Below are 3,811 nucleotides of genomic sequence, written 5' to 3'. Positions count from 1 at the left end.
ATCCCGGCCACCGCCATCGACACGACCAGACATCACGTGATCTCTTTAACTCCTAATATTCTGACCGGCTCGAACGTCTACCTAGTTGTGCTAATTTTGGGTTTTTTGTAATAAAGCATATAAAAAAAGACTACGTTTATATACACCGACTTAGAAAATATACAACTATAGGCGAGAGGTATGAGTAGGAGCTTGTTGGTAGCAATTATAGTAATAATAGCCGTTGTCGCAGGCCTCGTAGGCTACTACGTCGCTAATGTCACGCGACCAGGTGCAACAGTCACGACACCTACGCAGGTCGCGATAGCATTCATCTTTCCTGGAAGCATAACAGATACGGCATGGAACGAGGCCGGGTATCAGTCGATGTTATCGTTTGTCGGAGCCCACCCCGAAGTCAAGTACGCTTGGGTTCAAGGAGTGTACGACCCCACGCAGATCGTTAGCGTAGCGAAGTCGTACGCACAGCAGGGATACAAACTAATCATAGGTGTCGGCTTTCAGTTCGGCCCGCCCTTCGCACAGATAGCCAGCCAGACTCCTGGCGTCTACTACCTAGCTATAGCTGGAGCTAAGGAGTACGTGGGCCCGCAGGTAAGCGGGGCCAACATTAGGACCGACCAGTCCTGCTTCGTCGAGGGGTATATAGCCATCCAGGTGTCTAAGACGAAGCAGATAGGCTACGTAGCCGGAATGAACGTGTCCGAGCTCGGCCTATGCGAGATCGGCCTGAGGAACGGTATAAGGTACGCTGGCTACGACCCAGACAAGGTCTTACACGTGGTATATACCGGTGATTTCCACGACGTGACAAAGGCTAAACTGGCCACCGAGAGCCTCATACAGCAGTACCACGTAGACGTCATAAAGTCCATGGGTGACGGAGTCCAGCTCGGCGCCATAAGCGCTGTGAAGGAGTTCCCCGGCGTCCTCATAATGCCGAGCTCGACGTATCACCCAGAGCTATACGCCGAGCAGTTGCTGGTAGGGGAGGTGTGGGACTGGAGCGCCGTGTACTCCCAGTTCTACAACGACTACCTGTCGGGGAAATTAGCTAGTGGGGGCCAGTACTACTGGGCCGACCTAGCCAACGGCGGGATTAAGCTGATACAGGGTAGTGCGTGTCCAAACGATTTGTGGCAGAAAGCACAGGATATAATCAGGGGGATCATAAACGGGACTATAAGCACTGGGTTCACTCCTTAGTTTTTTCTACCCATTTACCTTAGCGGTGGCTCTCCATGAGTTCTCGCGAGTGTCAAGCCATAGTCGAGATGCGAGGCATAGTCAAGAGGTTCCCAGGGGTGGTAGCCAACGACCACGTCGACCTCAAGATCTGTAGGGGCGAAGTTCTAGCCATACTCGGCGAGAACGGTGCCGGTAAGACCACATTGATGAACGTTCTCTACGGTCTGTACCTCCCCGACGAGGGCGAGATATACGTTAAAGGGAGAAGAGTGTCGCACCGCTCGCCACGCGACGCTATAGAGAACGGTATAGGGATGGTTCACCAGCATTTCACGCTAGTGGACGACTTGACGGTAGCCGAGAACGTAGTTCTAGGGGCAGAGAAGTTTAGAGTTTTCTACGACCTGGAGAAGCTGGCTAGGGAGATTGACGGGTTTATGAGAACCATCGGGCTCTACGTAGACCCCTTGAAGAAGGCATACGAGCTGTCGGCAGGCGAAAAGCAGAAAGTTGAGATACTGAAGGCGCTCTACAGGAAGGTGGAGGTTCTAATTCTAGACGAGCCGACATCGGTTTTGTCGCCGATCGAGGTGAGAGAGCTGTTCAAGACCATACGCAACCTGAAGAGTAGGGGGATATCCGTTGTCTTCATAAGCCACAAATTAGACGAAGTTATGGAGATCGCGGACAGGATTGTGGTCATGCGTGGAGGCAAGGTGGTAGGTGAACTCGCCAGACATGAGGCGACCAAGCAGCTACTCGCAACGCTTATGATAGGCTCGAGAGCCGTTAACATCGAGGAGAAGTTCGGAAAGCATGCTAGACCGGCCGGCAAACTACTCGAGGTAGTCGACTTGTGGGTGAAGGGCGACAGGGGAGAGGACTCCCTGAAAGCTGTGAACCTGGTCGTCAGGAAGGGCGAGATCGTCGGTATAGCCGGAGTCGCTGGTAGCGGTCAGAGAGAGCTCGCTGAAGCGATATACGGCTTGAGACCCGCGTGGAGGGGTAGAATTCTGCTAGAAGGGAAGGACATCACTCGCGCACCAACAGCCGAGAGGATCAAGATGGGGGTATCCCTGATCCCCGAGGACAGGTTGAGATACGGTGTTGCAACCGAGCTACCGGTTTACGAGAACATATACTTAGAGAAGGTGCATCTCGAGGGTAGGAAAAGCCTGCTCGACAGGATCGGGCTAAGACTACTCGACAAGAAGGCGATGGTTGACTACGCTAAAAAAGTCGTGGAAAAGTTCAGTGTGAAGACCCCAAGCGTTTTCACCAACGCGGGGAAGCTGTCAGGGGGGAACATACAGAGGTTGATAGTGGGTAGAGAGCTCGAAAGAAGGCCGCTCCTAGTGATAGCGGACGAGCCCACAGCGGGCTTAGATATCGCCGCCACCAACTTCGTTAGAAAGACGATCGTCGAGATGAGCGAGGCGGGCGCGGGTGTACTGCTGATCTCCAGCGACCTCCAGGAAGTACTCGAGTTGAGCGACAAAGTCGTCATACTATGTAACGGCGAGGTTATGGGCGTGTTCAGGCCCGGTGAGCTGAGCATGGAGGAGATCGGTCTGATGATGTCCTGCGCGAAGCGAATGAGTAAGGAGGAGGTTGAGAGGGCATGGGGTACGTGATCAGGATCAGGCCCAAGCCTGTTAAACCTCTCGCTATAGTACTCGCGCCGGTGGCCAGTTTCGCGCTAGCCTTCATTGTTGGAGGATTATTGATGGTATGGGCCGGCGTCGACCCCATATCCGGGTACGCCGCGTTCGTCCAGGGCTCGTTGACTACCTTCCCGGGGTTCATGCAGACGCTCGTGCAGGCCACGCTGTTCATGCTAATGGCTACCGGGATAGCCATATCGAATAGGGCTGGTGTCCTCAACGTGGGCGCCGAGGGACAGTACATTGTGGGGGCGATCCTCGCCACGTACGTGGCAGTCGAACTACAACAGACCCTGCACCCAGCCCTCGTAGTCGTGTTAGCAATGCTACTAGCAGCTTTAGGGGGGGCTCTCTGGGCCGCCATACCGGGTGTTCTCAGGGGCTACATGAACGTGAACGAGGTCGTGACAACCGTTATTCTAAACTGGCTCGCTTACAGGGTCCTCCAGTGGATAATAAGAGGCCCTCTCAGACTACCCGGTCCTCAGCTCTACCCCATGTCGCCTCCAATAACGGCCACGCTACCCGTCCTAGAGCCGTCCTCGGGGCTGAACGCCGGTCTGATCATAGCGATTGCCTTGGCCGTCTTCTCCTATATCATGTTGTTTAACACGGAGATCGGGTTCAAAATAAGGGTCACCGGGTCAAACCCCGATCTAGCCCGTTACGCAGGGTTCGGCGTGGAGAGGGTAGTAGTCCTGAGCATGAGCTATAGTGGAGCACTAGCCGGGATAGCGGGGGGCGTGGAGGTGCTTGGTAACCTTCACTACCTGTTCGAGGGGATCTCTATCGGCCTAGGGTACACCTCGATCATAGTCTCACTAGTGGCCAGAGACCACCCACTTGGCGTGATCGCCGCCTCCATAATGTTCGGGACGATTTACAGCGGTAGCTCGTTCCTACAGACCGCGACCCACCTAACCTACACGTTCTCGAAGGCCCTGGAAGGCCTGATATAC

The 3,811-nt window shown here is 54.4% G+C and carries 3 protein-coding genes; all 3 read left to right on the top strand.

From position 1 onward, the window contains the following. The first annotated feature begins 180 nt into the window (after positions 1 to 180). Positions 181 to 1,206 (top strand): BMP family lipoprotein, encoded by a 1,026-nt coding sequence (locus ACP5VX_RS06470; protein ID WP_428725068.1) that lies wholly within the window; start codon positions 181 to 183, stop codon positions 1,204 to 1,206. A gap of 35 nt (positions 1,207 to 1,241) precedes the next feature. After that, positions 1,242 to 2,822: an ABC transporter ATP-binding protein gene (locus ACP5VX_RS06465; RefSeq protein WP_428725067.1), complete on the top strand. Its 1,581-nt coding sequence runs from the start codon at positions 1,242 to 1,244 to the stop codon at positions 2,820 to 2,822. Continuing rightward, the coding region (locus ACP5VX_RS06460; protein ID WP_428725066.1) for an ABC transporter permease at positions 2,810 to 3,811 on the top strand (1,002 nt) is incomplete at its 3' end. The genes ACP5VX_RS06465 and ACP5VX_RS06460, both read left to right, overlap by 13 nt.

This window comes from Thermogladius sp., assembly GCF_049970955.1.
Classification (GTDB): Archaea; Thermoproteota; Thermoprotei_A; order Sulfolobales; family Desulfurococcaceae; genus Thermogladius.
The sequence above is the reverse complement of the archived record's forward strand: the minus strand, read 5'-3'. Positions and strand labels throughout refer to the sequence as shown.

Excerpts from the sequence above, each read along its gene's own strand:
- ACP5VX_RS06470 (WP_428725068.1), top strand. The coding sequence starts at position 181 with ATGAGTAGGAGCTTGTTGGTAGCAATTATAGTAATAATAGCCGTTGTC.
- ACP5VX_RS06465 (WP_428725067.1), top strand. The coding sequence starts at position 1,242 with ATGAGTTCTCGCGAGTGTCAAGCCATAGTCGAGATGCGAGGCATAGTC.